This is a genomic window from Bradyrhizobium sp. SRL28, from assembly GCF_018596315.1.
Lineage (GTDB): Bacteria > Pseudomonadota > Alphaproteobacteria > Rhizobiales > Xanthobacteraceae > Bradyrhizobium.
Genome location: NZ_JAHEAG010000001.1, coordinates 539,788 through 562,391, shown reverse-complemented (window position 1 = coordinate 562,391; position 22,604 = coordinate 539,788). Strand labels below are relative to the sequence as shown.

The window sequence follows — 22,604 nt, the reverse complement described above, 5'->3', positions numbered from 1 at the left end:
CATCCGCCACCGTCATGTCTTCATCCGCGAATAGGTGACGATGGCGCGCGAGCCGTGCGCGGTGTGATCCCACGTCACCTCTGGCAGAATCCTGCCGAGCCACGTCACGTCCTGCTTGAGGATGACGAGCGGCAGCCGGGCCTTGCACGTCTCGCCACGAGCGTCCGCACCGATGATCACGCAGCGTCCGGGGATCGGGTCCTTAGCAGTCGGGAGCAGGAAGGCATGCACCGGCTTTTCGCCATTCAGGCCATTGTCATCGACCCAGCCCATGTCGCGACCGCCGTCGCCATAGACGGCGAGGCCGAAGCTGTCGAGCGTCTCCGCGCCGATCAGTTTGTGGATGCTGTCGAGCGAGCAGTCGCTCTCCAGATCGGTGATGCTGCGCGCTTCCGGGTCGATCAGGATCGCGCGATAGGTCTTGCTCATTGGTCCGCCACCTTCACTTGCGCCACCAGCTTCTCGCATCGCCTGCACTTGACGGTCAGTAGCCCGGTGGGCTTGTCGTAGCTGACGCGTGTGCCAGCGCTGGGGTGACAGACCGCATGGAGGAAGATCACACTGTGGTCGTGGCCGCAGTCCGGTATCTCGCATCCGGCGGCGTCGAGCTGCTTGCGTGTCAGTGCTGCTGTCATGGCTCAATCACCATCCTTGCTTCGCCCCCAAGCGCCGCCATCATCTCGTCCAGCGTGTGCGTCTTGACCGACTGCATGCCGCTGGTGATCTCGTGCCACTGGCCGTTGATGTCGAACGGCGGCGCGAAGATCACGATGGCCTCTTTCGCATTGTAGCGCACGATCGCGGCCTTGCCTTCCTCTGCGCGCCTGAACATGAAGCGCCTTAAGCCGGGATCGCGGTGGGCGTCCGGGTGCTTCGGGTCGATCCAGATCTGCACGACTTGGATGTTCTGCTTCTCGCCGGTCTCGTCGTGGTTGACGGTGATGAAGTCCGGCATGATGTCGATGACATAGTGCGAGCGGTCCGGCCGCGACAGATCATCGGTGTCGTCGTTGACCAGCCAGCGGCAATTCCAGATCGCGCATTCCGGCGGCATGCCGGGCTTGTGGTAGACCGCGCAGCCCTTGCCGAACTTCTGATGCTTGCAGCGCTCGCCGCCCTTCTTGCCGAGCGGCGGCACCGGCAGCAGGCGACAACAGAGCTGGCAATCACCGCATTGGCGCATCATTCGTCGTCCACTCTCTTGCGATAGAGCGCTTTCGCTCGCTCGGCGATGCTGGCGACGTGCAGGCGCGTGTCTTTGTGCAAGGTCTGATCGCTGCTCAGTACATCGCAGAGCAAGTCAACGATTTCCACGAGGGCATCAAGGTCGTTCGCGTCATCAAGAGCGGTCATCATTGTTTCCCGAAATCGTTAAACGCTTGCGTGAGTTGCAACTGGATGTCGGCCGAGTCCATGGTCAGGTCGTCGAGGTTGGTCTCGATGATGCGGTCTGCAATCGCCCGCAGCTTCGGCGGAATGTTGCGCCCCTGATGCACCAGCAGGATCAGGGGCTTTTCGAGCAGGATCGACGCGCCGATTTGCAGCGCGAACTCGATGTCGAAGTCGGTGCTCATATCGGGCGCGATCATCAGCACGCTGGCCGAGTCCCTCATCTTCGGGATCAGTCGCTTCCGCATGGTGTCGGCCCAGCGCTTAAAGTCGGCGCTGTCATAGGGGTTGTCGTTGTCGCGCCGCTCCTTGCGCCGGTCGTGCCTGTTCATAGCTCGTCTCCCGGTTCCCACTTCGCGCGCTCGTACATCTTGGTGAAGGTCAGGCCGGGCTCGACGTGGAGGCGCTTCAGCATGTCGGCGAACGGCTCTTCTGGTCCATCGATGCCGACATCGAAATGGCAGCCGGGATTGGCGGTGTCGAAGTCGCGCAGATGCTGCAGCCATTTCTGCTGCAGGCTCTCCGGGACGCTGGCGCGTGTGAAAATCGTGACGTTCATTGCCTGTCCCTGTTGAGCCATTCCTTGAACCGGATCGCCGGGTCGTACTTCGCGGGCCACAGCAGCACGAGCGCAACCAGCACGACCACGATCAGGGGCGCGTTCATTGCCGTGCGACCTTCTTGAGGACGATCTCGGTGCCGTCGATAATAGAGTAGCCGCTGACGCCGTCGCGCATCGTCACCGGCATCATGCCGAGATGACCGCCGAACATTGCGTCGAAGCCGATCATTAGCGACAGGCCGTTCTCCGACGCCATGATCACGACGCCATCAGCCGTCCGGCCCTCGCACGTCACCTCGATGTTGTCGCCCTTGGCGTATTTCATTCGAGCACCTTCGGAAACATATCCTCGCGCCAGACGCCGCCGCCTTCCTTCTCGGACGGAATCCGCTGCGCCCAGACAATCGGCATCTTGCCGTCCTTGATGGTCTCATAACCGAAGCGCTGGTCCCACTCTCGCGACCACCGTGCGATGTTGAAGCGAGCGCCGCAGCCGACGCATTCAATGTTCTGGCTGACGCCGCCTTTCGGGCCGGACCGCCAGATGGTGCCCTTGCAGTCGGGGCAGCTCTCGTCATCGGGGAAGACGTTCTCTTCGGGGACCTTGCTGATCATTCTTTTGCCTTGAACCGCACGAGATAGCCGGGGACTGGCAGCATGCCGATGCTGGGTTTGATGGGCTCGTCATCGGCAAAATAATTGCTGACGACGTGGATGCTGTTGGAGCCGTTGTCGGTCGAATAGATGCAGCCGACCATCTTGCCGTCGTCGTTATAGATCTCGACCATCGCTCGCCCGGTCGCGCTGTGAATATCAGGCTTCAGTGTCGTCATGCGTGACCTTCCTGCGCTGGCGCGTAGAGCGAAAGCAGATTGACGGCGTACTCGCCGGGGTCGAACTCCTCCGTCCAGCCCTTGTCGGGCGGGAAGGGAACACCGAACTCCTCCGCGATCATCGCGACCGCTTCAGCGGACGGCATCATGCCCTTCTTGTGGCGGCCGAAGACGCTGATCGAGAGGTGGGTGCAGAACCCGGCCGGTTGCGCCTCGATGGAGAATGCTGCGCGGTAGCCGCCGGGAAACTCGACATGCTGCGACGGCGGGCGCTCGTGGCCGGGCTGGCGATCCTTCAGCCTCACCAGTGGCCGCTCGTCCACGATGGCCTCCCGCATCTTGTCAAACGTCAACGGGTGCGCCTTGGCATAGGCGACCAGCTCCGCGATGCGTTCGCGCTCAGTCTCGCCGATGATCAGTACCGCCATTAACATTCTCCCTCGCGAGCACCTTGACGATGGCATTCAGTTGGGCCGCGAGCGACTGGCACTCGCTGACGACATACTGCTGGTCGCGATACTGGCCGGGCTTGCCAGCGATCCTGCGCATGGTCTCGCGCGCCTCTTCCGGCAGCGAGTCGATCATCTGGCTGATCAGCTCGTCCGGGATCTTGCGGCCGGGCATGTAGTCGCCCGCATGGCCGCAGTCGAAGCCGAACCACCAGCGACCATCCGGCTCGCTGCCGGGGACGTGGTCTTCCGCCCAGTTGCAGCCACCATGAACATGGAAGGCGAGGCTGATCGGGCAGGCGTCGTCTATCGACTTCGCGCCGCTGAGGATGTGGATAAACATATCCATCGGCCCCATGCCGTCATCGACCTTGCGGCCATCGAACCACGACGGCGGCAGCGCCAGCGGATGGTTGGTCGGCAGGCCATACAGCGGATGTTCCGGGCCGATGCCGACGTAGCCACACCAACAGCCGAACCCGCCGCGCCGCATCGCGCACGGTAGGCCTTCGGCTTCGAAGTCGAGGCTGTCGGGCTCAGTCTCCCATGGGCCGTGGTCAGTCATTGGATTCTCTTGAGCTGTTCGACCACTTCCGCAGGCATCTCGTCGTCCATCCTGCCGCCGTCTCTGCCGCAATGAAGCGTGAATGCGTCATAGAAGGCACCGATGCATCTGGCGTCGCCGGGATCGATCACGTTGCCGCCCGCGCGAGCCCATGCGCGGATCAATTCAACACCATCGCGCCACGTCGTCATGCGGGGCCTCAGTCATTCGATAGCACGCTCTCGTCACACGGCTCGTAGGCGTCGGGGTGGGGCACAATCGGCTCCAGCCCGTTCTTGATCCGCATCGGATTGACCCGTTCAACGCAGTCGGCGCAGATCGGTTCGCGCTTCCCGGTCACTGCGCTGCACGACGGCACCAGCATCGGGTTGTAGCTGAAGACGGTCCCGCATCCAATGCACGGGCTCATTGCTGTCACGTATCCCATATCAACTCCTCCGAAAAATGCCCGGCCGCGAGAGGGACAACTACACTCTCCGCCGGACCCTCCAGTTGGTTGTTGTCACACCTCTCCCACGGTAGACAGCCGTGGCAGCGCTGGAGCAGTTCGAAATCAGGCCTCGCGCTTCTCTCCGACGTATTTTCGCTTCATGCTCGGAGCGGCGTGGCCGTTGGCCTTCTTCTTTCGCTTCGCGCGAGGCGCTTCTTTCTCGCGCTCCTCTGCGCGTGCTTCCAGCCACGCCTTGCCAGACTTGCGTTCCTTTTCGATGTCGATGTCTTTCGTCTTTTCAAATCGCTCCTCGTAGCCAAGCGAGGTCAGGAAAGCCATGATGGTGCCGTGCTGCGGATTCACTGTGTCTCCGTGCCACCATCCGTGAAAAGTTGACGCCGAGACACCGGAAATTTCGTGAAGCGCTTTCAAGTCTTTGAAGACGCCTTCGTCCTGCGCGATGGTTTGCAATTTGCCGAGAACGGGGTTTTTCTCTTTCGGCAGCCAGCGATAGGTTCGATACATGCGGAAGTTAGCCATGCGCCGCTACTCCCGTCTCGATCTTCTGCCCCTTCGCGGTCAGCTCGTAGCCGTTGTTGCCGTTCCTCTTGATGAGGCCTCCCTTCCGTGCGCGATCAAGCACGCCAGAGACGCTCTTCGGAGACATTCCTTGCGCGGCGGCGAGCGAGCGCACTTCAGCAGGCGTCTTCGCTCCTTCGCCAAGGATGTTGCGAAGAATGATGTTGCCAGATCCGGGGACGGCGCGTCCTTTCGGGCCATGCGCGACTTGAGGTGCGGGAAGCGCGGGGGTGTCAGCGGGAGCCTTCGCGGCGACGGCCTTGCCGCCATGAATGTGTTGCGCAGCCTTCCGCGTCAGTCGATGCGTCCCACTGCCTTCGCCAGCTTCCGTGATACCCTTCTTGCGCAGTTGGTGCGTCGCACCATAGGCTTTCTGCTTCTCCCAGCCGAGCGCTGATGCGATCTCTTTGATGTGCATCTGCCCCTGCTTTTCCACCAAGAGCTTGACGACGGCCTGCTCGGCATTCTCGCCGCGCATCTTTTCGCGCATCTGCGAGGCTTGCTGGACGAGCTTCTCCTTGCCCGCGCCCGTTCCTCCGTGACCGAGGTTCAAATCGATCTTCGCGATTCCCGGCATTTCATTGAGCTTGCGCAGCACGGTGCCGAGCGCGATCTCCTCAATCTCTAAATGAATTCCGAAAGTCTTCGGCATGGTTGTCCCTTCCTTTGCCTGACGAACGCCGCTAACCTAAAGCCAGCTTTGGTTGTACCTCAAGAAGAATTCGCCAGTCGTCCCGACCTTTTGTCACGTTTGGCACTTTCGGCATACTCAACGTGCCCCGTTGGTCGCTCTTCCGACATTCCTCCCGGCTGCGTCGTAGATCGTCGTCGTATTGCCACTTTTGGATTCTCTGCCGGTGACTCGTCCGCCCGCGTCGTAGAACGTCGTCGTGCCTTGGCTGTCGGTCGAAGAGCGGCCGACGCTCCTGCCTGAACTATCGTAGTATTGACGCGACTGCGCCGAGGCGTCGCACGAGAGGGCGGCGAGCGTGAGCAGGGTTAACAGGATCTTCATTTTTTCTCCCAGTTGAGCAGGCCGACCATTCGGCCTTCAGAGTGTTCGAAGGGCTCGTCGATCACGAGCGGGGCCAGCGTCGGCTTGCCGATCTCCGGGCGCAGAATGAAGCGCTTCGCCGTCAACCGCTCGCCGCGCAGGTTCTCGGCCGAGAACATCACGACCTCGCGGCGGTCTGGATGCTTGCTCACGCCGTGACGCTTGATCCACTCCAGATCCGGCTCCGGGCTGCCGCTTTTTGTGGTGTCCAGAATCCACGCCTCGTCCATGAAAACGTAGGTGTCGATGTCGTTGAGATGCATCCACGCCTTCGTCATGGCGACGCTCAAATCCTTGTCCTGATCGAACTGATTCAGAATCGTCGTCTCGCCGTCTGCCCTGATGCAGTGATACAGCGGATAGAGGATGCCTTGCCTGCGGAAGAGCTTCCCCGCCTGCGTCGAGGCGAACTCGATCAGAGCCTTCAGGGCGATCATTCACCGACCCCGTGCTGGAGGTACATCTTCAGGAGTAACTCAATCGGCCGAGGGACCGGCTTCTCGCCCTTGGCGATCCGCATGTTATGACGGATGCCCACGCCAAGCAGCCGAGAGGTTTGCTGGCTCGCGACGGTCAGGCCGAGCCGTTTGAGCGCGGCCTTGAATTGCTTCTCCGACATTGGCTTCGGCTTCTTGGTCATTGGTTTATCCTCCGACGCGCTTCCCACGCCCGAACATGGACGAGCCGACGATGTCGAGCGCCGCGTCCTTTGACAGGCCGATGTGCGCGTTCAATCCGTCTGCCCATTGCTTGGCCTCGTCGTGGCCGTCGAACGTCTTCCCGTAGATCGCGCTGTAGCCCTGTTCGTTGGCGACGGCGACACCGAGCTTGTACTGGCCGTCGTTGATGACGGCGACGAAGGCGTAGGTCTTGCCCGCAAACTCGCCAGCGACCTTTTGGTCGATGATCGCCGCTTCAAGATGCTGGTTCGTAATGTCGCTCATGTTGGTCTTCTCCGTTGTTGATGTAGTGAAACAGGTCGATGGCGTCGTGCGCGTCCATGGTGATGCCGATGTCGTTGGCGTATTCGATCACTTCGTTTACATCCGTCCTTTCTCGGCGCTCGCGGCGAACCCATGCTGCGAGCAGTTGAAGTCTGTCGTTAGTCACTTTGTCTCCTTCTAAAAGTGTTTCGAGAAATGCTCTTCAGACGCTTGGCGCGACGTAGAGAGCACCGTACAGCGCCTGCACCTCTTCAGTTCTGGCTTGTGCGATTGCCGCCTTGGCTTGATCGAGCGTGACATTGAACCACTCTCGACTAAATGGAGAGCGATACTGGTCCAGAATGTCATGCACTCTCCCCTCCAGTCTCTCAGCCTCTCCTTCATCTTCGCCATGTTCAATATGGACGATCACCAGTTGCTCGTGATTTCCGGTCTGCAGGTCTCTCACGCGATTGGGCGGGACATTCGATTTGCCGATCTTGTGGTAACCCGTGTTGCCCGCGAGAATGACGTACAGCGCCGGATAATCCACGACGGGCGGCAAATAGCGCTGCGTCCAATCGACGTTCAGCGCCAGCAATGGCTCGCTGTTTCCTTCTTCTTCGGGCAACGCGATGGCCGCCGAGAGCAGCTCGCGGACCATCGATAACAGCTCTTCGCTGCCGCCGGTTTCTTCGATGCGCCGACTTAGAATAAACGTCAGATGTTCTAGAGCATTCAAAATCAGTCCTCCTCGATGGCTTCGTCAGCCCAGTAGTTAGAGTCCGTGAGGACGTCCGGACGGTACGTCTTCATCTTCGCCTTGTGGCACTTGTGACAGGTACGGCACAGAGGGATGCCTCGTGCGTCGTTCTGCCAGTAGCTGTCGAGCCCGCTTCCGCAGGGGCAGGGCATAATGCGATGGCTCACGAGGCCTCCTTCCCGAAGGCGAAGACGACCGTCTCCCCTTCGACGCTGTACGGCACTTGCTGCAACAGCAGCGCCTTCGCAGCTTCCGGCGGCACGTTCCACGTAGACGCGACCACGTTGATCATGGCCGGGCGATCGTCTTCGAACGCCGCTCCGTTGATCGCCCAGCGAACCAAGCCGGGGGCCGAGACGAACTCGGCCGAGCCTAAACGATACTGCTTCATGCTTTCGCCTTCTCCTTCTTGAGAGCGACCCATTCGTCGCCCTTCCATTCGTGTGACTGCTTCCAACCGTCGTAGCGCGCCTGCTCTTCCGCGATGTGGCGCTTCAGGTTCTTGATCGCGTCGGACAGGTATTCGATGTGACGCGCCTTGTAGGCTTCGTAGTCCTGCCCGTAGCTCGAATTGCTTCCCGGTCCCTTTTTGAATTCTTCAAAGCTCTCTCTTGAAACGTTGAACGAACGCTTCACGACGGGCCACTTAACCCAGCGACCGAACTGTTGAAACTGCGAGGGGCCGATCAACTGGCTCTCGTAGTCGAACACGATGGGGAGCTTTTCGCTCTTGATCGCGGCGCGATGCTTTTCGTTCCGGGCCAGACGATCACGCATGTAACTGATCATCTCACCGAGGGCGGAACGGTCAACTTCGAACGGCAACCGCTTCGCGCCCATGCACGAGGCCGTCTGGTAGTAGGCTTCCGGCCGCTCGTAGCCGTGGTGGGCAATCGAGCCTTGATTCGCCAAGATCGCGCGACCGCAACACTGGCAGTGCATCCGCTTGCTGTCGTCAGCGATCTGGGCGGCCGAACGAACCTTCGGCAATTCGTTGCGCTTCTTGATCAGCGGCTTGGCGTTCTCCAGCATTTCGCGCAGCGGCATCAGGGCCGAGATGAACTCGGCATAGGCGGACAGGCCACCGTGCTTCTGGGCGCGCTTCAGGGCGGCGGGAAGGTTGTGCGCGCCGCTCACGAAGGCGTCGGCATCGTAGGCGTTCAGCCACCAATCGCTCTGATGGTGGGCCTCGCCGTTGCGACCCTTGATGTGCGGGCCGGAATCGAGGAACGATTTGGCGGCCTGCTCGATGGCGCGATTGATACTGTCTTTCACATCGACGAACATCTTGTTCGGCACCATGCCAGCGGCAACGGCGGCCTGCAGCTCGCCGACCGACCGTTCAAACTGACCGGGGCGGCGTTCCGAGAGGTGGGGGCTGATCTTGGCGAAGTCCACGTTCTTTCCTTTCCTTCCGACCTCACCTTTATATAGGCCGTTTTGACCTATGACAAGGGACCATATCGCGGTTTCCCAACTTATTTTCAGGCCGCCAACAAGGCCTTGAGAACCTTGGCTTTTGACGGGCGGCTGAAGAAGCCGAAGTATTCGTCATTATCGCTCTGCTTGAGTGAGGCGTTAAACTCAACCACCGAGCCACGCTCGACCTCGCCCAAGATGGAGGAGGGGACGGAACCCCAGACCTTCCAGCCATCGGCCGCCTTGACCAGCATCTTGTGCTGGATGCCATAGAAGCCTTCCTGCTCGCGGATCGAGAGCACTTCGCCCTTGACCACCATCCGGCCCTCGACCGCAGGCACCGGCTTGGCGTTCGCCATCTCCAGCGCCTTGGCGGCGGCCTTCTCGGCGGCGATCTCCGGAGCGCGCTCGATCCGGTCGAGCAGGAGCTTCAGGAAGGCCTGCGCCTTCTCGGAGGGCGCGTTGCCGTACTTCACGACTTTCGACACCATGTCCTGAACAATCAGCTCGTCGCGGCTGTACTCCTTGAACTTCGGAGCGCCGTCCTCTTCGTCGTCGCTGTTGCCAGCTTCCCGCCATTCCTTGTAGGCGGCAGCGTGGGCCTTCCGCGCGGCGGCGTCGGCCTCATACAGCTCCCACGCCTTGCTGAGACCAGCTTCCGCGAGGATCGCGGCGGCCTTGCGCTTACCGGCGGCGGCTTCCTTGGCCTTCTTGACGTTCTTGCGGAACGCGTCGATGCCTTCGCATTCCAGCTTCTGGGCGCAGTCGAGACCGGCCTTGATGTAGCTGTTGCTTTTCGCGTGGTAAAACGACGCCGAATAGATCGCGTTCACCGAGCCGCAGATGTGGCACAGGCCACCATGCTCGTGCTGGCTGTAGAAGCCGCCGGATTTCTCCATGTGGGCACGCTTGTACTTGCGCTGTTCAGCGAGGAACATTGCCGCGCCGAGCGGGTCGCCATCACTTGGCAAATAGTCGAACGCGACGAACACATAGTCGGCGGGCTCGATTGCGGCGGGGCGGTGGATGTCTTTACGCGGGGCCATTGGAACTCTCCTTCGCCGTATACATAGGCCGTTTTGACCTATGCTGCAAGAGGCAGAGTCAACTTTTTTTCGGGCTTGGCGGCGGACCGGCCGGACGCGGGAACGGCTTCTGGTCCGGACAGGTCCATTCGCCATCGCGCGGCGGCATCTCGCGGTCGAGGATGCAGCCCGGCCGCGCATTGGGAAACAGCGCCGCGATCAGCCAGTGCGGCCGATGCACGCGACAGCCGCGATGATTGTCGAGGTGCTGGCAATTCGGCGGGGCACGCATCTCAATTACTTTTCGCGTTCTTGGCCCGCTGCTCCTCCAGCCGGGTCTTGACGCCTTCCATCAGTCTGTCGAGCACGCGCTCGTCGTTGCCATAACCGATCCTGACCGCGAACAACATCACGCCGACGATGACGCTTTCGAGGATCACCAGCACGCTGGTGAAGTCGTGCCCGGCCTCCAGCGTCGGCTTGATGATCGCCTTGACGATGCCGCCGACGTCGCGATTGTGAATCTCTTGCGGGGTCATGGTCGTCGCCGCACCTTTTTCTTTGCCGTCGGTTTCTTCTTGGTGACGGGTGGCATGAACGGATTGGGCAGGCTGTCTTCCAACAGCGCGCGATGTGCGGCGGCCCGCTTCATGCCGCGTCCGATATTCTCGCGCCAGACTTTTTGCCCTCGCTCGCTCGGGGTCATCGATCAGGCACCAGCGCCATCGCCACCTCGCGCTGGATCTTGAGCGCGGCCATCGCGTCGGGACCTTCCTCGCGCGCGATCTCCTCCAGCAACGGGTAACCGGAATCGATGGATGCCATGATCTCCCTGCGCGTCGCCTTGCGGCCTTCGGCAAACCACAGCACCTCAGTCGGACGGCCAAGACTGAACAGCATGCCGCCGCCCGGTGGCTTGAACGGGTGATAGGTCTTGGTGGTCCAGACACAGACCGCGCCGGGGTTGCGCTTCAGTCCGTGGCCTGCTGGCTCCTGCAGACCGCCGAGCATGTCGCCGTTGAGGTCGTAGATGCCGCGCTCGTTGCGGCGAGACATCGGCTTGCTCAAGAACGGACATGCGGTCGCCGAAAAAATAGAACAGTCCCTGTGGCTCGGAGGTTCTGAAATCGTGCGCGTGACGCAACACATTGGTCCAATCGTGAATGATTTATGCACACCGAGAACGCCGCCGCAGACCCAGCACAGGTGCTGCGCCATCGCCTTCTTCATCTTGCGCGCTTCGATGACGCGGAAGTCGGGCTCGCCTTCGCCGTCGTCGCAGGGCTCGCCGTTCTTGAACCACGTCACGAAGTAGGGCACCGGAAAACCTTGAGGGCTTATCGGCAGACGGCGGATGCGGTCCGGCATCGAGCCAGCGTTGATCGAGCGGTTGTACACGGCGGCGGTTTGGTTCATGAGTCTCTCTCCCTGATTAGAAGAACAACGGCATGTCCGGAGTCGGTGAGCGACACGGCGCGAAACATGATGCCGTGGCCCTTGGCAATGAAAGTGTTGTTGGTCTCGGTGTCCTCGCCGTGAACCTGTGCGAGGCCCTTGGCGATCAGCGCGTCGAGCGTCGCGCCATGGCATTCGCCGTACTGGCTGAAATCTTCCTTGCTCAGCCAGACCAGCATGAACTCTTCGTTGGCCGTCAGCTCTGTGCTCATCAGTAATCGTCCCGTTGCATCTCGCGGTGATAGGCTTCCAGATTGGCGCGCACCTCCAGCCATGCGTGCCGGAACGCAGATCTCAATTCGCGCCACAGCTCGGCGACGAAGGCCCAGATCAGAATGAACGGCAGGCCAACGGTGAGCAGCGAGCGAATGGCGAGTTGTCTGGTGGTCATCGGTGCGGCTCCACGGTCCTCCGGGTCTCAATGAACATCGCGAACTCTGGCTCGTCGGCGGAGGCCAGCGCCCGGTAGTCCTCGACGATCGCCGACATCAGGAGCAGCTCGCGTTCCTGCTCGGCCTTCGTCATCTTGCCGCGCACCACGAGGCGGTCGTAGACGCGGAAGCGAAACGCCAGCTCGCGTTCAGCGCAGTGTAACTTGTCCGCGTTCGTGACCATTCGAGCCTCCGCCGTTCTGCCGATCCAGCTCGCGCAGCAACTCGATGATCTGTTCGAACGCCTGCTTGCCGAGGTGCGGCAGTTCGCGGAGCTTGGCCGGACCGGCGGCCTTGAGCTGCTCGACGGTGGTGATGTCTGCGTTAGCGAGGATCGCCAGCACGCGGGCGGGCAGCGCCAGTGCGTTGGGCTTGTCGAGCGCATCTTCCTTCCACCATTCGCCCTTGGCGGCGGCGCGCTCGGCGAGGGACGACAGCAGGGTAGGGGCGTGGTCAGTCATGTCTTCCTCCTTTGCTTTTGTGGTTACAGGTCGAGGCCTTCGTCGTGGATGATCTGGAGCAGGCCGTGGATCGATTTGCGGCCGATGATGATCTCGCAGATCGCCGTGCCGTCGCGGCGCTCCGCGATGATGTGCAGGCCGCAGCCGGGGTCGTCGCACGTGCCCGCCTCAAACGAGAACGCCTTCTCACAGTCGGGCCGGTTGATTGTTTCGCGGGCCATCGGTCACTCCCCATGCTGTCGCTTGAAGCGGGCGAGGATGTCGGCCTTCTCTTCGGCCGAGAGAGGATTGTGCAGCTTCACAATCGACCACGGCCCGGCGAGCTTGACGTCCGCGACAAACGCAGCGGCGTCGTTGGCGGTGTCGAACGGGCCGTAGAAGAATCCGGCGTGGGGGATGATGAACATGGCGGCCCTCCTCCCGAGTCAAAAGAATCAAACGGGTGAAGGCGAACTGAAAAAGCTATGTTGTTACAGTGCTATGGAGCAGGGTTCGATCCCTCCCGCCCCAGCCATTTGATATTACTTACCTAAATCGTCTTCTCGGGGCTTCATTCTGAACGGCGTCGTTCCGCTGCCCGTTGATGGATTAGAACCAAAGTACGGCTCAACGACCAGTGTGAGCAGTCCTTCAGAAATGGGACGGGCCACTAAGGCCGAGTGGGGTGCACGACAAATGGTCGGGGGCAGGAGAGACACACTTGCCGCCGAAGAGCTGACCTCAATTGCCTGGGATGGCAAACGCCGGGACCTAACTTGCGCTTAGCCGCGTGGCCGAGCTTGAGAACAAAGAATCCTTGCAGCGTGGGTTGGTAGCGCTCTCTCGCTACCAACCTTCTATGATTTTGCTCGCCTTCCTTCGATCTCTGCGATCCCTTGCGCTCAATGGTAGCGCCTCGTCTGCACGAGCGGATGAATTCGCTCCATAACTCAGGCGAAAGTTTGGGGCAAAGCCCGGCTTGCGCGCGATCTAGGTGAGACAGCTCAAGCAGGGGATTCGCATATTGAGCGGTTATCGAACGACCGCTTCTGGCGGATTGTGTTGAAAAAGTCTTTTTAGGGTGACGCACGAAAATTTCTAGAGCCGCTGATGCGTTTCGCGCGCGGCGATATCAGGGACCACATCGCTTTACACAACAACGACCACGGAGCTTCGTATCGGCGCTACGGAGTATTGCCGTGGCGGAGTCGGCTAAAGATTCTAGAGATAGTCGCCGCCGGGGGCGGACTCAAACCGACCCGCGCGCTCTATCTAGATGTTGGATTTGATCACGACGAGAACTTTGCAGCTCCGGAAATTGAGGAGCATCGGCGACATCCTTGCTGAAGAACCTCGCGGGTTTGCAAATGATGGATCAAGAGTATCTCCGATCATCATCACAAGTCGGCAGGGCAGATCCGGGCGGTGTGCGGTCTTAAACGGACCTTGCGTGGCATCAGCAAGTGTTTGTGGGCTTTTAGCTAACGGACCCAAAGGAGCAAGGAGGCTGCCAACAAAGGTAGTCTTCACTGAGGCCGCAGTTATCCGTTCGCCTTCAGATAGCAAAGCGAACTTGAGTTCGGCCCGCCTCCGTGTAACATCATGGCAGCCACTATTTCATTATCATGATTTACATCTAGCTTAGCGCGCTCTGTCGGCCGCAGACGAATCGCCCGATCGGCGCAGGCCAGGAGTTTTCGTCATGCCGCACATTCTGTCTCGCCCAGGGTCACGCCGGCCATCGCGTAGCGACCACCTGCTGCGCGTCGGAGAGGTGGCACTTCGTTTTGGCGCGGAGGCGTACGGCCAATGGTGGACAATAGCCAGTCGCAATTGGGGATACGAGGTCGACCGTTTAGTGCGGGGCGCGATGGCATCCGTGCCGCCGGAGGCGTTGCTGCGGGGCGTGATCAGCGGCTACGTGAATTGCCTGGGTGAGTTGGCGACGATAGCGCCCTCGGCTGCCGAAAAGGCGGCGATGGAATTGACCCGGCGACCGGATGCGGGTCTGGAGCCCTACATTGGTGACGAGCACACCGGGCCTGAACCGGATGGAGAGATTTTCGAGGTGGACGGCAAACCGTTCGCAATGCCGGCACGGGTTCTGGACGCCTCGCAGGGATGGGCGATGTTTTTCGTGGACATCAAGGCGGCTAACGATGCGCTTGGCGAAGACGTGCGCGAAATCCTGTCGGCGTTCGATGCCGGCGGCGGGCGGACGCCGCTCATGGTTGTCGGAGTGGATTATCGCAATAGCGATTTTGGCGTTTATCCGGAGTTCGTTGTTGCGTTGACAGTGACCGTGAAGGGCGATCCCGCAAAGCAATTGTTCGCCTATTACCTGGCGATTGTCGTCACGCAGGAGTTCACCAAAGAGGCCGCCCGCATCGCGTGGGGATTAGAGAAGATCGTCTGCCCCAAGCTTGCGGTCCGTTATGCCGCGGACAACGTGCTATTCGGCGTTCCGAACGCGAAGGGCAAGGCGTTGTCGATCCGCTTTCCGCGCTTCGGCGATGCACGGTCTTCCGATCTGCCGACCTTCTCCATCTCTCGACGTGGAGCGGATCCGGAACGGCGGACTTATTGGGCAATGACGACGAAAAGCGGCAGTGGAGAGGGAACGCAGATCGGCGGCTCGGTGAGACTTGAATTGGGCAGGTCGGGAGACGGCTTGTGTCTGTGTGCCGACGGCAAGTCGGTTTGCGTATGCGAGATGCTGCGCGGTTTCGACATCGCCGACCGGTTGCCAGCTGCAAATGGCTGGACGGAGCGGCAGACCGCAGTTTACGGTCCGCCCCGGTTGCTGGATTTTCCTTGATGAGTTGCAGCGTCCAAGATCATCCGTTGGGAAAAATCCGGGAGAAACTTGCGCGCATCATGGAATCGGCCACTGACACTCCCTTTGCGGCCCAGGCCGCAGGGCGTAGAGCCGCCGCGAGCGCCGCTGGAAGAAGCGCCGGATAGGAATCCGGCCGGATGATATCGATCGGAGCGCCAATCTTGCGCTTGCGGCGCAATGCCTCGGCCGCCAACAGGCCGCTGACCACGGCTCCTTCGACCGTGACGACATCGATAAAAGTCTGGCAGAAATCACCCGCCAGAAAGAGGTTCGGAATCTCACAAGTCGCCTTTGGGCGGTAGTCCCAGCTGCCGACCTGGTTGACGAAAAGCTCTTCGCCGACATTGGTTTGAACATGGCAGCGGTCGTAGTCCACATCATCAAGTTTGAAGTCGAGGAAGCGTTGCAGTTCCTTGAGCATTACGTCCAAAATGACTTCTTTCGGATAGTCGGCGATCAAGTTGGCATTCGAGGAGATGACGTTAAGCGCGGTGCCTCCTCCCGCTGGCCAGTCGCTCCAGACCTGCGAAATGTCGAGCAGACTTAGATTGTATTTCGAGCCCAGAAGCAGCGTAATGCTGCTGGTCAGGCCGGGGATCCTGCACTTGAAATACGCATCAAGGGAGATCATAGGCTCCGATCGAAGCTCGCGAACCGTTTCAAGCTTGGGTGCGCAAGCCGCGACCTCCGGGCTAACGAGGCGACCGAGCGGGCCTGGCGGCACCGCGAGTACCAGATCACCGGGAACGTCGATCTCCCACGTTTTGCTTGCCACCGGCTCGTCGTTGCGGTCGGTGGTGGGCTCCTCCGGCATCTCGCCGAGTGTCAATCCGCGCACCTGGCCATCCCTCAGGTGTAGGGTTTCCACCCGCGTCCGGTACTGAATATCGAAGCGGCGCCCAAGAACCTTTGCACGCGCTTCAAGGTGCTGTCTCCACGGCTCGAAGATGGCGTCGTTGGTGTTCTGCGTGAGTAGCCACAAGGATGGAGCCGGGTTGGGATACCCGTACTTTATCAAGCTCTGATAGCTTCGCGCGGAGGAAAGGTAACTTGGCGAGGCGAAGGCCTCCGCCAAGGTGCGGGCAGAGGCTGCTATCGAACCTTCAGTGCTGTAGCCCCTTGATCGGAAAAAACCGCTAACAGAGGTTTGCTCCAGCACGGTCCCTGACATCGATTGCGTGCCGATGAGGTCGAGCAACGAATACGCCGACAGGAATTGGTCCGCAGGGGACGCGACGCCGTTCAGCATGTTGGTCAAAATGGTCGCGGGCGATCCGGGATTGGTGAGATATGGCCGCGTCTGCTTGTCTCCCGAAAAGCGGCAGCCGATGACAGGGCTTGGCACGAATTTGTCGATCGCGCCGATCTCACTCATAAATTGCCAGAAATTATTGTACCAGTTCAGGTACATGTGGTAGCAATGTTCGTGCGGATCGGGTGTGTGGCTGTCCCTATGGGCGCCAAGCTTGCCGCCGAGAAAATTGTTCTGCTCATATAATGTTATGTCGAAGCCCTGCTCCATCAATCGGGTGGCTGCGGACATACCGGCTAAACCGGAACCGATTACAATTACTTCTGGCATCTCGCCCTCGAGTTGCACTAGATAATACCAAGATTGTCGCTTCTCGTTGATTGCAAATCAATGGAATACTACCGGATGCAGGCAAACTATCGGACAATCTTCACCGAAATGCTTCTGGCCCAATCGGCCGCGGCGGGCGCGTTCGCCGATGCCACTGGCCGCTATGCCCAGCTAATGGGGCAGGCGTATCAGGAAGCGCTCCTGACGCTTGCTGCGGAAACACAGCCCAAAGGCGGGGCTGCCGGGCCTGCGCATCCAGTCGATGGGGCCAGGATTTCCGGAGCATCCCGGCCGGGTTTGGCAGACCTCTGTCGTGACTTCGCTGGCCTGCCGCGGTTTTCAATGATGGAATTCCTTTCGCGATATGACAATTTGCGTGGACGGCGCGCCATGGTCCGGGATTGACCGTCGTCTAAATTGCCGGGAAACAAAGTGCTGGTTGCGCTCCGCAACCGCACGCCACCCAGCGCGACGCAGGGTCGGGGTAACAGTGCGGCGCACAGATTTTCAGAATGTCAAAGGGAGAAGGCATGTTTGGTTCTGGTCCCGATCGATCGGCGCACGACCCTCTCACCGGCATTTTCATGGCAATGCGTGACGCCTGGTTGGCGGGTGTTGGCCTTCGGGAAAACATGACCGTGCAACCCACGGCCGGCAACCCGGGGACGGGCTTGCTCGGGGCAACGCTGCTGGGACCCATGATCGGCATGCTCGGCGCGATGGCTGATTTGGCCGCCGCCAATCGCCAGCGATTCGACCAGTCGAGCGCCGAGGGGGCGATTGGTTCGCCGCCAGGCGGCCAGGAGAATTCGGTTGCCACTGATTTCGTGGTGCCAATGGGCCACGCCATGATGATCGCCGCGAACAGGTCGGCCAGTTACTGGTTCGGACTGGCTCAAATACTCGCAAGTCATCAAGCGAGGTTCGCTCAGGCCGTTGGCGTCAACGCGGCCGACGGCCGTGCGTCGGGAGCTGAGCGCCTCCTTGCGGCCGATGAATTGCGTGCATTGCTGCGTGAGGTGGGGGACCTGGCTGTCAGGGAAGCGCGCATTTTGCAGAGCGAGTTGAGTAATTTGGATGAGAGCCTAGCGCAGAATTTTCAACAACCCGACCTGTCCGGATCCTACCGAAGGCGCTGGCGCAGTAAAATTTAGGGCGGCGCGTTTCAAACATGCAAGAGCAAACCACAAAATCTGTCATTGCACGACTTGGTTTCGAGACGGAGATGGCCGACTTGCGCCAGCGCATTGCACGCTGGATTGACGGCTGCAGCGAGGAGATGCGCGAAGCGCTTGAATGGCAATTCCTGACCGGATCAAAGTATTTTCGTCCGTTGACGATCTTCTCCTGTTATCGGGCGGTGCGCGAAGGGCCGATCCCCGAACAGATCATGCAGTCGGCGCTGGTAATCGAGCTGTTTCACAATGTTTCTTTGATCATTGACGACATTGTAGATCGTTCCCCGACGCGGCGCGGTCGGGCGACCATGCACACCAAGTTCGGCGAACTATCGGCTTTGATGACTTCGGGCTACATCGTGGCGGAGGGGTATCTGCAGCTGAAGGACGACCTAACGGGCATTGCGCTGTTTTCGGAACTGCTGAAACGATTGGGCGTGGCTGAATGCATGCAGTGGCGGCTTCGTCGTCGACCGCTGGGAATTGAGGACTGGCGCAAGATCGCCGGAGAGGACACCGGCTCGATGTTCGAGGTGTGCGCCTGCTTGGGCGATCGGTCGGGCAGGCTGCGAACGTTCGGTGGCCTGCTGGGGCTGCTCTATCACGGCTGCGACGATGTTGGCGATGTGAAGGGGCTGGCCGCACTCGGAGGCGGCGGAGAGGAGGACTTGCGCGACGGCATCCTTACGCTACCTGCGGCGCTAGCGATCCGCGATCCCGCAGCGGCAAAGCTATTTTGCGACCCGGAGGGCGGCGATCTGGCAGAGCTGGGCAGGCACTTCGTCGCCAAGCTGCCGGAAGCAGAGGCTTATCTCGACCAGATCGCCGAAGAGGGCCGAACCGAGGCACGATCGTTCGCTGTTGATCCCACCCCATTGATCGCGCTGATCGAACAAACCCGGCAATTGAGCCGCTACTAGCCGGCGATTCTGGTGTACGGTCGCCAAAGTGGAAGCTCAAGAAAGAAGCCTTGATCACATAGCGCGTGCATCTTTGGATCGACGCTGCCCGGATGACGCCGAGGTGCAACGTCGCGGCGACCAGAGCGAGCAAATGCGCTAGGCGATCAGGGGTCTGGGACATGCGATCTCATGCAAAGTCTGGACGTCGGGGCGTGGCTTGAAGAGCTTGGGCTTGGCCAATACCGGGCCCTGTTCTCCGATCAGGCGATCGACAGCGATGTTCTGCCTGACCTGACAGACGACGATCTGGTGCGTCTTGGCGTACCGCTGGGGCACCGCAAGAAGCTTTTTAAGGCCATTGACGACCTTCTCGGGCGGGAAACGACCGAACCGCACGCGCCCGTCCAACTTGTACGAACGCGGCCTGACGCTGAGAGACGGCAGTTGACCGTGCTGATCTGCGACATGGTCGAGTCGACTGACCTTGCGTCCAAGCTGGATCCTGAAGAACTCCGCACGGTGATGGGTGTCTACTTCGATGCGTGCGTAAAGGCCGTGACTTCCCTCGGCGGTTTCATTGCCAGATACACCGGGGACGGACTGGTTGCCTATTTTGGCTATCCAGCCGCGTTGGAGGATGCTGCGGAACGGGCCGTGCGCGCGGGCCTGGAGCTTGGTCGGGTTGTACCAAACCTGGCCCCGCTACCAGATGTAACGCTGCATGTACGAACAGGAATCGCGACCGGTCTTGTTGTCGTTGGTGACCTTTTAGGTGAGGGCGCGGCCAGGGAAGAGGCGGTTGTCGGCGAAACCCCGGTGCTGGCCGCACGGTTGCAGAGTCTTGCTCCGCCCGACGGGGTGGCGATTGCCGGCAGCACACGCCGGTTGGTCGAGGGCATGTTCGAGCTCGAATTCCTCGGCATGTGCGACTTGAAGGGTCTGCCCGGCCTAAGACCTGTATGGCGCGTGTTGCACGAGGCGGCGGCCGAAAGCCGTTTCGATGCTACACACCACGCCGATCTGACGGAAGTTGTTGGTCGGGAGGATGAGCTGTCGCTGTTGCTTGGTCGATGGCGGACCGCGTGCGACGGCGAGCGTCAGTTGGTCCTGCTGACGGGCGAAGCAGGAATCGGAAAATCGCGATTATGCATGGCCCTTGCAAGCCGGATTGCGACAGAGAGCCATTTCATCATCCGCCTGCAGTGCTCTCCGTTCCATACCGATACTGCGTTGCATCCGATCTTCACTTATTTCGAACGCGTGGCCGGACTGACGCTCGGCATGAGGCCGGAGGAGAAACTGAATCGATTGATTGCCGGAATGCAGAAGCCCGGATATGTGGCGCCCGAGACGATAGCGCTCTTTGCCGATCTGCTGTCGATACCCGTTGGCGATCGCTTGCCCCGACACGAGGCGTCACCCGAGCAGATGAAGAGCCTGACGCTTGATGCTCTGGATGATTCGGTCGTGAACCTGTCGCGACTGAAGCCAGTGTTATGCATATTGGAAGATGCGCACTGGATTGATCCGACAACGGTCGAGGCAGTCAGCCGCGGCTTGGGTCGGGCCAACAGCGCTCGCATCCTGACTATAATAACGCACCGACCAGAATATGACCCCCCGTGGATCGGCCGGAGCCAGGTTGCCTCGTTCAGCCTCAATCGGCTGAGCCGACGGCAGTCGTACGAGTTGGTTCGGCGGGTGGCGCGGACGGATTTATCCGACACTCTTGTTGAGCAAATCGTCGCCAAGGCGGACGGGATGCCGTTGTTCATCGAAGAACTGACGAAGGTCGTAATCGATTCCGGCCCGTTCGAGGCGAACTCCGGTTCCTATGACGACAAGCGGGGATCTGGCGAGTCGATGATACCGGTAACGCTGCAGGACTCATTGCTGGCCCGTCTTGACCGGCTGACTGAGAGCAAGGTCGTTGCCCAGATTGGTGCGGTCATTGGGCGGGAGTTCTCATTCGAGCTATTGGCTGCCGTTGCACCGTCCAAGTCCAAGGAACTTGAAGCCGCTTTGGCGCTGCTCGAGGCGGCGGACATGATCAGCGCGCGAGGAAATCCACCGGAGGTGATCTACACATTCAAGCACGCGCTCGTGCAGGAGGCTGCCTATTCGACGTTGCTGATTAGTCGTCGCCAGGTGCTACACAAACGCATTTGCGAGACGTTGCAGAGCAAGTTTTCTCAGATCGCGGAGGTGCAGCCAGAACTATTGGCGCATCACTTCACCGAAGCGGGTCTCACCGACCAGGCGATCAATTGGTGGAAGCGGGCCGCTTTGCGCTCGGCGGCCCGATACAACAACATTGAAGCGGTCAGTCAGTTCAACCGGGCTTTGTCGCTACTGGCGCAACTTGCGCATGATTCATCAACTCAACGCCGGGAATTCGAGCTCCGGATAGCCCTGATCGAGCCGCTATACGCGACGAGCGGCTATTCGGGGACAGAGGTCGAACAGAACTACGCCCGGCTGCTCGAACTTGGTCAAGACCTGGGAGAAACGCGGCAATTGCTGCGCATCTTGTGGGGACGGGCTGGCGGAGTTCTGGTGCGGTGCGATTTTCCGCGCGCGCATCAGTATGTTGGGAGTTTTCTCGAGCTGGCGCGCCAAGCCGGCGACGCCACGTCGGCGGCGCAGGGAGTTCGCATCAGCGCAATGATCGCGCTTGCGAGCGGCGATCTGGTCGTCGCGCGCGAGCGGTTCCTGGAGGTGATCGACGCATTCGAGCGTGAGGGTACGGCTGCGACGCTCGGCGACTATCTGACAATTCCACGTCCGACGACCTTGTCACAGTATTTGATTGCCGCACAACAACTCGGTCATCTGGACGAGGCTCAGGAATTGTGCGTGCGCAGTTTGCGTGAGGTTCGTGAAAGCGGGCACCACCTCACAAGCTGCTACGTTATCTATCATTGCGCGATGAAAGCGATGGTTGAGCAGGATGTTGCTGCAGTTTCCTCGCTCGCTGAAGAGCTTGTAGGGATCGTGAATCGCCATCATGTGTTCTTTTGGGAATGCTTCACGGAAGCCCTTCTCGGCTGGGCTTCGGCGAGGTCAGGCGCGGTGGATGACGGCTTGGCACGACTGAAGCGGAGCTGGGAAATTCGCGACAGGACGCAAACCAGGATCTGGAGTCCCTATTTCCTGATCAGCGAAGCTGAAATCCTGGTGCAGAATCAGAGGAGCGATGAGGCTATCGCCTTGCTGGATCGAGCAGCGGCGGAGGCTGATGCAACTGGGCAGCATTACAGCGAGACGGAGGAATTTCGCGTACGAGCCTACGCCAGACTCTCCCAGGGCGCATCGCTTGCCGAGGTGGAGACCTTGTTCCAACGCGGATTGACAACGGCACAAAGGCAGAATGCGCGGCTGTTCGAACTGCGGACCGCGACGAGTCTGGCGCAAGTCTGGCGGGATGCCGGACGACTTGATAGCGCGCGCAAGCTGCTCTCGGCGAAGTATGGCTGGTTCACGAATGGCCACGACACTGCCGATCTGGAAAAGGCTCGCGCAGTGTTGGAGAGTATAAGCTAGTTCTTACCGCGGATGGTTGTCATTCATCTGGAAATGGGCGCCAAGCGGACGATCGGAGGAAATATCGCGGATTTGCGTGGTGATTGAGGCAGGCGCACAGAAACGCCGCGACAGTGTCAGCGACATCGTCAGCAAGTGCTTGAAGACGGGATGGTCCGCAACGCGATGTGCTCGTCATGCCGACCGAAGCCATTGGCGCCCGTCTCGCCATAGCGCAATCGTATTGACCCGGATGCCTTTTCA

General features: G+C 60.2%; 39 protein-coding genes. 5 read left to right on the top strand and 34 right to left on the bottom strand.

Going from position 1 to position 22,604, the window contains the following annotated elements; genetic code table 11:
- Window positions 1-12: 12 nt before the first annotated feature.
- The 33 genes from KIP88_RS02540 to KIP88_RS02380 all read right to left on the bottom strand — a co-directional run bounded on the left by KIP88_RS02540 (window position 13) and on the right by KIP88_RS02380 (window position 12,745).
- Window positions 13-429, bottom strand: coding sequence for a hypothetical protein (locus tag KIP88_RS02540; RefSeq protein ID WP_214486258.1), 417 nt, complete (start codon window positions 427-429; stop codon window positions 13-15).
- Window positions 426-635: a hypothetical protein gene (locus KIP88_RS02535; RefSeq protein ID WP_214486257.1), complete on the bottom strand. Its 210-nt coding sequence runs from the start codon at window positions 633-635 to the stop codon at window positions 426-428. The genes KIP88_RS02540 and KIP88_RS02535 overlap by 4 nt, the downstream gene beginning before the upstream one ends.
- Window positions 632-1,186: a hypothetical protein gene (locus tag KIP88_RS02530; RefSeq protein ID WP_214486256.1), complete on the bottom strand. Its 555-nt coding sequence runs from the start codon at window positions 1,184-1,186 to the stop codon at window positions 632-634. Before KIP88_RS02530 ends, KIP88_RS02535 begins: the two co-directional genes overlap by 4 nt.
- Window positions 1,183-1,353 (bottom strand): hypothetical protein, encoded by a 171-nt coding sequence (locus KIP88_RS02525; protein WP_214486255.1) that lies wholly within the window; start codon window positions 1,351-1,353, stop codon window positions 1,183-1,185. The genes KIP88_RS02530 and KIP88_RS02525 overlap by 4 nt, the downstream gene beginning before the upstream one ends.
- On the bottom strand, window positions 1,353-1,721 hold the full coding sequence (locus KIP88_RS02520; protein WP_214486254.1) for a hypothetical protein: 369 nt from the start codon (window positions 1,719-1,721) through the stop codon (window positions 1,353-1,355). The genes KIP88_RS02525 and KIP88_RS02520 overlap by 1 nt, the downstream gene beginning before the upstream one ends.
- Window positions 1,718-1,948, bottom strand: a complete 231-nt coding sequence (locus KIP88_RS02515; protein WP_214486253.1) for a hypothetical protein — start codon at window positions 1,946-1,948, stop codon at window positions 1,718-1,720. The genes KIP88_RS02520 and KIP88_RS02515 overlap by 4 nt, the downstream gene beginning before the upstream one ends.
- A 103-nt stretch (window positions 1,949-2,051) precedes the next feature.
- Window positions 2,052-2,276, bottom strand: a complete 225-nt coding sequence (locus tag KIP88_RS02510; RefSeq protein WP_214486252.1) for a hypothetical protein — start codon at window positions 2,274-2,276, stop codon at window positions 2,052-2,054.
- Window positions 2,273-2,566: a hypothetical protein gene (locus tag KIP88_RS02505; protein ID WP_214486251.1), complete on the bottom strand. Its 294-nt coding sequence runs from the start codon at window positions 2,564-2,566 to the stop codon at window positions 2,273-2,275. Before KIP88_RS02505 ends, KIP88_RS02510 begins: the two co-directional genes overlap by 4 nt.
- Window positions 2,563-2,784 carry a hypothetical protein gene (locus KIP88_RS02500; RefSeq protein WP_214486250.1) on the bottom strand — a complete coding sequence of 74 codons (222 nt, stop codon included), beginning with the start codon at window positions 2,782-2,784 and terminating at the stop codon, window positions 2,563-2,565. The genes KIP88_RS02505 and KIP88_RS02500 overlap by 4 nt, the downstream gene beginning before the upstream one ends.
- Complete coding sequence (locus tag KIP88_RS02495) at window positions 2,781-3,212, bottom strand: hypothetical protein (RefSeq protein WP_214486249.1); 432 nt, start codon at window positions 3,210-3,212, stop codon at window positions 2,781-2,783. Before KIP88_RS02495 ends, KIP88_RS02500 begins: the two co-directional genes overlap by 4 nt.
- Window positions 3,184-3,798 (bottom strand): hypothetical protein, encoded by a 615-nt coding sequence (locus tag KIP88_RS02490; protein WP_214486248.1) that lies wholly within the window; start codon window positions 3,796-3,798, stop codon window positions 3,184-3,186. The genes KIP88_RS02495 and KIP88_RS02490 overlap by 29 nt, the downstream gene beginning before the upstream one ends.
- Window positions 3,795-3,989, bottom strand: a complete 195-nt coding sequence (locus KIP88_RS02485) for a hypothetical protein (RefSeq protein WP_214486247.1) — start codon at window positions 3,987-3,989, stop codon at window positions 3,795-3,797. Before KIP88_RS02485 ends, KIP88_RS02490 begins: the two co-directional genes overlap by 4 nt.
- A gap of 8 nt (window positions 3,990-3,997) precedes the next feature.
- A complete protein-coding gene (locus tag KIP88_RS02480) occupies window positions 3,998-4,207 on the bottom strand; it encodes a hypothetical protein (protein ID WP_214486246.1) in 210 nt (69 codons plus the stop codon).
- A gap of 144 nt (window positions 4,208-4,351) precedes the next feature.
- Window positions 4,352-4,768: a hypothetical protein gene (locus tag KIP88_RS02475; protein WP_214486245.1), complete on the bottom strand. Its 417-nt coding sequence runs from the start codon at window positions 4,766-4,768 to the stop codon at window positions 4,352-4,354.
- Complete coding sequence (locus tag KIP88_RS02470) at window positions 4,761-5,459, bottom strand: hypothetical protein (protein WP_214486244.1); 699 nt, start codon at window positions 5,457-5,459, stop codon at window positions 4,761-4,763. The genes KIP88_RS02475 and KIP88_RS02470 overlap by 8 nt, the downstream gene beginning before the upstream one ends.
- 117 nt (window positions 5,460-5,576) lie before the next feature.
- Complete coding sequence (locus KIP88_RS02465; RefSeq protein WP_214486243.1) at window positions 5,577-5,822, bottom strand: hypothetical protein; 246 nt, start codon at window positions 5,820-5,822, stop codon at window positions 5,577-5,579.
- On the bottom strand, window positions 5,819-6,298 hold the full coding sequence (locus KIP88_RS02460; RefSeq protein WP_214486242.1) for a hypothetical protein: 480 nt from the start codon (window positions 6,296-6,298) through the stop codon (window positions 5,819-5,821). The genes KIP88_RS02465 and KIP88_RS02460 overlap by 4 nt, the downstream gene beginning before the upstream one ends.
- Window positions 6,295-6,501 carry a hypothetical protein gene (locus KIP88_RS02455; protein ID WP_214486241.1) on the bottom strand — a complete coding sequence of 69 codons (207 nt, stop codon included), beginning with the start codon at window positions 6,499-6,501 and terminating at the stop codon, window positions 6,295-6,297. The genes KIP88_RS02460 and KIP88_RS02455 overlap by 4 nt, the downstream gene beginning before the upstream one ends.
- Before the next feature lie 4 nt (window positions 6,502-6,505).
- Window positions 6,506-6,805: a hypothetical protein gene (locus KIP88_RS02450; RefSeq protein WP_214486240.1), complete on the bottom strand. Its 300-nt coding sequence runs from the start codon at window positions 6,803-6,805 to the stop codon at window positions 6,506-6,508.
- A complete protein-coding gene (locus tag KIP88_RS02445; protein ID WP_214486239.1) occupies window positions 6,777-6,971 on the bottom strand; it encodes a hypothetical protein in 195 nt (64 codons plus the stop codon). Before KIP88_RS02445 ends, KIP88_RS02450 begins: the two co-directional genes overlap by 29 nt.
- Before the next feature lie 36 nt (window positions 6,972-7,007).
- Window positions 7,008-7,526 (bottom strand): GIY-YIG nuclease family protein, encoded by a 519-nt coding sequence (locus KIP88_RS02440; RefSeq protein ID WP_214486238.1) that lies wholly within the window; start codon window positions 7,524-7,526, stop codon window positions 7,008-7,010.
- A 184-nt stretch (window positions 7,527-7,710) separates the two neighbouring features.
- On the bottom strand, window positions 7,711-7,938 hold the full coding sequence (locus KIP88_RS02435) for a hypothetical protein (RefSeq protein ID WP_214486237.1): 228 nt from the start codon (window positions 7,936-7,938) through the stop codon (window positions 7,711-7,713).
- A complete protein-coding gene (locus KIP88_RS02430) occupies window positions 7,935-8,945 on the bottom strand; it encodes a hypothetical protein (protein WP_214486236.1) in 1,011 nt (336 codons plus the stop codon). Before KIP88_RS02430 ends, KIP88_RS02435 begins: the two co-directional genes overlap by 4 nt.
- A gap of 86 nt (window positions 8,946-9,031) precedes the next feature.
- Entirely contained in the window at window positions 9,032-10,012 is a 981-nt protein-coding gene (locus KIP88_RS02425; RefSeq protein WP_214486235.1) for a hypothetical protein, read from the bottom strand.
- 58 nt (window positions 10,013-10,070) lie between these two features.
- A complete protein-coding gene (locus tag KIP88_RS02420) occupies window positions 10,071-10,283 on the bottom strand; it encodes a hypothetical protein (RefSeq protein WP_214486234.1) in 213 nt (70 codons plus the stop codon).
- Between the two features lies 1 nt (window position 10,284).
- Window positions 10,285-10,530, bottom strand: coding sequence for a hypothetical protein (locus KIP88_RS02415; protein WP_214486233.1), 246 nt, complete (start codon window positions 10,528-10,530; stop codon window positions 10,285-10,287).
- A 163-nt stretch (window positions 10,531-10,693) separates the two neighbouring features.
- Complete coding sequence (locus tag KIP88_RS02410) at window positions 10,694-11,407, bottom strand: hypothetical protein (protein ID WP_214486232.1); 714 nt, start codon at window positions 11,405-11,407, stop codon at window positions 10,694-10,696.
- A complete protein-coding gene (locus KIP88_RS02405; protein ID WP_214486231.1) occupies window positions 11,404-11,658 on the bottom strand; it encodes a hypothetical protein in 255 nt (84 codons plus the stop codon). Before KIP88_RS02405 ends, KIP88_RS02410 begins: the two co-directional genes overlap by 4 nt.
- Entirely contained in the window at window positions 11,658-11,837 is a 180-nt protein-coding gene (locus KIP88_RS02400) for a hypothetical protein (protein ID WP_214486230.1), read from the bottom strand. Before KIP88_RS02400 ends, KIP88_RS02405 begins: the two co-directional genes overlap by 1 nt.
- Window positions 11,834-12,061, bottom strand: coding sequence for a hypothetical protein (locus tag KIP88_RS02395; RefSeq protein ID WP_214486229.1), 228 nt, complete (start codon window positions 12,059-12,061; stop codon window positions 11,834-11,836). The genes KIP88_RS02400 and KIP88_RS02395 overlap by 4 nt, the downstream gene beginning before the upstream one ends.
- The gene (locus KIP88_RS02390; protein ID WP_214486228.1) at window positions 12,027-12,338 is read right to left on the bottom strand and encodes a helix-hairpin-helix domain-containing protein; all 312 of its coding nucleotides are present in this window, start codon (window positions 12,336-12,338) and stop codon (window positions 12,027-12,029) included. The genes KIP88_RS02395 and KIP88_RS02390 overlap by 35 nt, the downstream gene beginning before the upstream one ends.
- Window positions 12,339-12,361: 23 nt before the next feature.
- Window positions 12,362-12,559, bottom strand: coding sequence for a hypothetical protein (locus KIP88_RS02385; protein ID WP_214486227.1), 198 nt, complete (start codon window positions 12,557-12,559; stop codon window positions 12,362-12,364).
- A gap of 3 nt (window positions 12,560-12,562) precedes the next feature.
- The gene (locus KIP88_RS02380; protein ID WP_214486226.1) at window positions 12,563-12,745 is read right to left on the bottom strand and encodes a hypothetical protein; all 183 of its coding nucleotides are present in this window, start codon (window positions 12,743-12,745) and stop codon (window positions 12,563-12,565) included.
- Window positions 12,746-14,019: 1,274 nt separating this feature from the next.
- Between KIP88_RS02380 and KIP88_RS02375 the strand changes: the two genes are divergently transcribed.
- A complete protein-coding gene (locus tag KIP88_RS02375; RefSeq protein WP_214486223.1) occupies window positions 14,020-15,135 on the top strand; it encodes a hypothetical protein in 1,116 nt (371 codons plus the stop codon).
- A 19-nt stretch (window positions 15,136-15,154) separates the two neighbouring features.
- On the opposite strand, the gene KIP88_RS02370 is transcribed toward KIP88_RS02375, so the two are convergent.
- On the bottom strand, window positions 15,155-16,738 hold the full coding sequence (locus KIP88_RS02370) for an FAD-dependent oxidoreductase (protein ID WP_214486221.1): 1,584 nt from the start codon (window positions 16,736-16,738) through the stop codon (window positions 15,155-15,157).
- Window positions 16,739-16,771: 33 nt separating this feature from the next.
- On the opposite strand from KIP88_RS02370, the gene KIP88_RS02365 reads away from it, so the two are divergent.
- The 4 genes from KIP88_RS02365 to KIP88_RS02350 all read left to right on the top strand — a co-directional run bounded on the left by KIP88_RS02365 (window position 16,772) and on the right by KIP88_RS02350 (window position 22,361).
- Complete coding sequence (locus KIP88_RS02365; protein WP_214486220.1) at window positions 16,772-17,143, top strand: hypothetical protein; 372 nt, start codon at window positions 16,772-16,774, stop codon at window positions 17,141-17,143.
- A 125-nt stretch (window positions 17,144-17,268) separates the two neighbouring features.
- The gene (locus KIP88_RS02360; RefSeq protein ID WP_214486219.1) at window positions 17,269-17,892 is read left to right on the top strand and encodes a hypothetical protein; all 624 of its coding nucleotides are present in this window, start codon (window positions 17,269-17,271) and stop codon (window positions 17,890-17,892) included.
- A 17-nt stretch (window positions 17,893-17,909) separates the two neighbouring features.
- Entirely contained in the window at window positions 17,910-18,836 is a 927-nt protein-coding gene (locus KIP88_RS02355; protein ID WP_308163183.1) for a polyprenyl synthetase family protein, read from the top strand.
- 171 nt (window positions 18,837-19,007) lie between these two features.
- Window positions 19,008-22,361 (top strand): AAA family ATPase, encoded by a 3,354-nt coding sequence (locus KIP88_RS02350; protein ID WP_214486217.1) that lies wholly within the window; start codon window positions 19,008-19,010, stop codon window positions 22,359-22,361.
- Window positions 22,362-22,604: the final 243 nt, after the last annotated feature.

Bases quoted from the DNA above. Each gene is read 5' to 3' on its own strand.
- KIP88_RS02385 (WP_214486227.1), bottom strand. From the start codon at position 12,559: ATGGCCCGCGAAACAATCAACCGGCCCGACTGTGAGAAGGCGTTCTCG.
- KIP88_RS02520 (WP_214486254.1), bottom strand. From the start codon at position 1,721: ATGAACAGGCACGACCGGCGCAAGGAGCGGCGCGACAACGACAACCCC.
- KIP88_RS02485 (WP_214486247.1), bottom strand. From the start codon at position 3,989: ATGACGACGTGGCGCGATGGTGTTGAATTGATCCGCGCATGGGCTCGC.
- KIP88_RS02500 (WP_214486250.1), bottom strand. From the start codon at position 2,784: ATGACGACACTGAAGCCTGATATTCACAGCGCGACCGGGCGAGCGATG.
- KIP88_RS02490 (WP_214486248.1), bottom strand. From the start codon at position 3,798: ATGACTGACCACGGCCCATGGGAGACTGAGCCCGACAGCCTCGACTTC.
- KIP88_RS02495 (WP_214486249.1), bottom strand. From the start codon at position 3,212: ATGGCGGTACTGATCATCGGCGAGACTGAGCGCGAACGCATCGCGGAG.
- KIP88_RS02525 (WP_214486255.1), bottom strand. From the start codon at position 1,353: ATGACCGCTCTTGATGACGCGAACGACCTTGATGCCCTCGTGGAAATC.
- KIP88_RS02515 (WP_214486253.1), bottom strand. From the start codon at position 1,948: ATGAACGTCACGATTTTCACACGCGCCAGCGTCCCGGAGAGCCTGCAG.
- KIP88_RS02355 (WP_308163183.1), top strand. From the start codon at position 17,910: ATGCAAGAGCAAACCACAAAATCTGTCATTGCACGACTTGGTTTCGAG.
- KIP88_RS02400 (WP_214486230.1), bottom strand. From the start codon at position 11,837: ATGACCACCAGACAACTCGCCATTCGCTCGCTGCTCACCGTTGGCCTG.
- KIP88_RS02480 (WP_214486246.1), bottom strand. From the start codon at position 4,207: ATGAGCCCGTGCATTGGATGCGGGACCGTCTTCAGCTACAACCCGATG.
- KIP88_RS02535 (WP_214486257.1), bottom strand. From the start codon at position 635: ATGACAGCAGCACTGACACGCAAGCAGCTCGACGCCGCCGGATGCGAG.
- KIP88_RS02470 (WP_214486244.1), bottom strand. From the start codon at position 5,459: ATGCCGAAGACTTTCGGAATTCATTTAGAGATTGAGGAGATCGCGCTC.
- KIP88_RS02395 (WP_214486229.1), bottom strand. From the start codon at position 12,061: ATGGTCACGAACGCGGACAAGTTACACTGCGCTGAACGCGAGCTGGCG.
- KIP88_RS02370 (WP_214486221.1), bottom strand. From the start codon at position 16,738: ATGCCAGAAGTAATTGTAATCGGTTCCGGTTTAGCCGGTATGTCCGCA.
- KIP88_RS02360 (WP_214486219.1), top strand. From the start codon at position 17,269: ATGTTTGGTTCTGGTCCCGATCGATCGGCGCACGACCCTCTCACCGGC.
- KIP88_RS02505 (WP_214486251.1), bottom strand. From the start codon at position 2,566: ATGATCAGCAAGGTCCCCGAAGAGAACGTCTTCCCCGATGACGAGAGC.
- KIP88_RS02450 (WP_214486240.1), bottom strand. From the start codon at position 6,805: ATGAGCGACATTACGAACCAGCATCTTGAAGCGGCGATCATCGACCAA.
- KIP88_RS02380 (WP_214486226.1), bottom strand. From the start codon at position 12,745: ATGTTCATCATCCCCCACGCCGGATTCTTCTACGGCCCGTTCGACACC.
- KIP88_RS02510 (WP_214486252.1), bottom strand. From the start codon at position 2,276: ATGAAATACGCCAAGGGCGACAACATCGAGGTGACGTGCGAGGGCCGG.
- KIP88_RS02410 (WP_214486232.1), bottom strand. From the start codon at position 11,407: ATGAACCAAACCGCCGCCGTGTACAACCGCTCGATCAACGCTGGCTCG.
- KIP88_RS02475 (WP_214486245.1), bottom strand. From the start codon at position 4,768: ATGGCTAACTTCCGCATGTATCGAACCTATCGCTGGCTGCCGAAAGAG.
- KIP88_RS02375 (WP_214486223.1), top strand. From the start codon at position 14,020: ATGCCGCACATTCTGTCTCGCCCAGGGTCACGCCGGCCATCGCGTAGC.
- KIP88_RS02435 (WP_214486237.1), bottom strand. From the start codon at position 7,938: ATGAAGCAGTATCGTTTAGGCTCGGCCGAGTTCGTCTCGGCCCCCGGC.
- KIP88_RS02455 (WP_214486241.1), bottom strand. From the start codon at position 6,501: ATGACCAAGAAGCCGAAGCCAATGTCGGAGAAGCAATTCAAGGCCGCG.
- KIP88_RS02465 (WP_214486243.1), bottom strand. From the start codon at position 5,822: ATGAAGATCCTGTTAACCCTGCTCACGCTCGCCGCCCTCTCGTGCGAC.
- KIP88_RS02420 (WP_214486234.1), bottom strand. From the start codon at position 10,283: ATGCGTGCCCCGCCGAATTGCCAGCACCTCGACAATCATCGCGGCTGT.
- KIP88_RS02460 (WP_214486242.1), bottom strand. From the start codon at position 6,298: ATGATCGCCCTGAAGGCTCTGATCGAGTTCGCCTCGACGCAGGCGGGG.
- KIP88_RS02390 (WP_214486228.1), bottom strand. From the start codon at position 12,338: ATGACTGACCACGCCCCTACCCTGCTGTCGTCCCTCGCCGAGCGCGCC.
- KIP88_RS02415 (WP_214486233.1), bottom strand. From the start codon at position 10,530: ATGACCCCGCAAGAGATTCACAATCGCGACGTCGGCGGCATCGTCAAG.
- KIP88_RS02540 (WP_214486258.1), bottom strand. From the start codon at position 429: ATGAGCAAGACCTATCGCGCGATCCTGATCGACCCGGAAGCGCGCAGC.
- KIP88_RS02425 (WP_214486235.1), bottom strand. From the start codon at position 10,012: ATGGCCCCGCGTAAAGACATCCACCGCCCCGCCGCAATCGAGCCCGCC.
- KIP88_RS02350 (WP_214486217.1), top strand. From the start codon at position 19,008: ATGCAAAGTCTGGACGTCGGGGCGTGGCTTGAAGAGCTTGGGCTTGGC.
- KIP88_RS02405 (WP_214486231.1), bottom strand. From the start codon at position 11,658: ATGAGCACAGAGCTGACGGCCAACGAAGAGTTCATGCTGGTCTGGCTG.
- KIP88_RS02530 (WP_214486256.1), bottom strand. From the start codon at position 1,186: ATGATGCGCCAATGCGGTGATTGCCAGCTCTGTTGTCGCCTGCTGCCG.